The sequence below is a fragment of the Moorena sp. SIO3B2 genome (assembly GCF_010692525.1).
GTDB classification, from domain to species: domain Bacteria; phylum Cyanobacteriota; class Cyanobacteriia; order Cyanobacteriales; family Coleofasciculaceae; genus Moorena; species Moorena producens.
In genome coordinates this window covers 1-1,261 of record NZ_JAAHHE010000914.1, presented here as the reverse complement: position 1 = coordinate 1,261, position 1,261 = coordinate 1, and the positions used below count along the sequence as shown (strand labels likewise).

At 42.8% G+C, this 1,261-nt stretch carries 2 protein-coding genes; one reads left to right on the top strand and one right to left on the bottom strand.

Annotated elements, in window-relative coordinates:
* Positions 1-135 (bottom strand): type II toxin -antitoxin system TacA 1-like antitoxin (locus tag F6K38_RS43895; protein WP_353737301.1); only part of this gene is annotated, 135 nt, incomplete at its 3' end.
* Positions 136-504: 369 nt separating this feature from the next.
* Between F6K38_RS43895 and F6K38_RS42315 the strand changes: the two genes are divergently transcribed.
* Positions 505-1,155: a Uma2 family endonuclease gene (locus F6K38_RS42315; RefSeq protein ID WP_008188158.1), complete on the top strand. Its 651-nt coding sequence runs from the start codon at positions 505-507 to the stop codon at positions 1,153-1,155.
* Positions 1,156-1,261 lie beyond the last annotated feature (106 nt).

Sequence of the window (1,261 nt, the reverse complement as noted above, 5' to 3'; positions counted from 1 at the left end):
AAAAATTATATCCGCATCTTGGGGTGATAAGTGAATCACCTGTTCTGTATTAATCGCTTTTTGGGCTTCTTTAACCTGAGCATGAACCATAAATTGATTTAAGGTTGTCCCTGTTAAATCCGCAGCCGTAAGTATTCAGCCGTCAGCTATCAGCTAAAGGCCTACGGCCACGCTACGCGAACAGCTTAAGCCCTACAGATGGTGCTACTTGAGGTGCTAGCAGGCGCTTTAACTGAGCGAGGTCGGATGAGTAAAACGAGCAGGGATTTTCAATCAGGCCTACCAGCACCGCCCAGATTGCTTACTACCTCCTGTTGATTAGCTGACGGCTGACGGCTGATAGCTGAATGCTTACGTATCTTTGACCGATGCAGGAAGCCTAGCTGTCACGCGAGTATCATTAGGGGTGGTACTTGCCATCTGAATTTATTATTCAATTTCTTTTACTATAACAGAATGGTGTCATTTTGTCACCAGAAATTTCAGCTTCAAGAATAACGATCTATGACTCAATCCAAAGCCGAACCCAAATTATACAGCTTTGATGAATTTATCAGCTGGTATCCCGAAAACTCAGCAGTCCGTTACGAGCTACATGATGGAGTAATTATTGAAATGCCCAAGCCAAAGGGTAAACATTCAAATCTAACCGGTTCCCTGATTGAGCAATTATTGATAGTTATTAGGCAGATAGATAAAGGAGGTATTTGGACTATTCCTAGAGAGTCAATTGTTAAACCAAAACGGGAAAACTCAGGTTATGAACCGGACATTATTGTTTTGAACCAAGACGTTATGGAGGCTGAATCTCGCTGGGAAAGCGAATCAATTATTCAAAATCCTGATTCAGTCAAATTAATCGTCGAGGTTGTTTCAACTAATTGGCGTGACGATTACTACAATAAACTTCGAGATTATGTTCGCGTAGCGTCTCGAAGAGAAGAGATGGGCATCGAGGAATATTGGATTATCGATTATGCAGCATTGGGGGCGAGAAAATTTATTGGCAACCCCAAGCAACCCACATTTTTTGTTTGTAGTTTGGTTGACGGCGAATATCAGATGACGCCCTTTACGGGAAATACTCCCATTGTTTCCCCGACTTTTCCCCAGTTCAAATTATCCCCAGAGCAGATTTTTAAGCTGGCTTTGTAGGAAAACGTTAGCCAGCAGCATTGTAAGCATTCAGCTATCAGCTATCAGCTATCAGCTATCAGCTATCAGCTATCAGCTATTGGCCGTAGGTCAGGCTAGGCCAACA

Coding starts and splice junctions, on each gene's coding strand:
- F6K38_RS42315 (WP_008188158.1), top strand. CDS start 505: ATGACTCAATCCAAAGCCGAACCCAAATTATACAGCTTTGATGAATTT.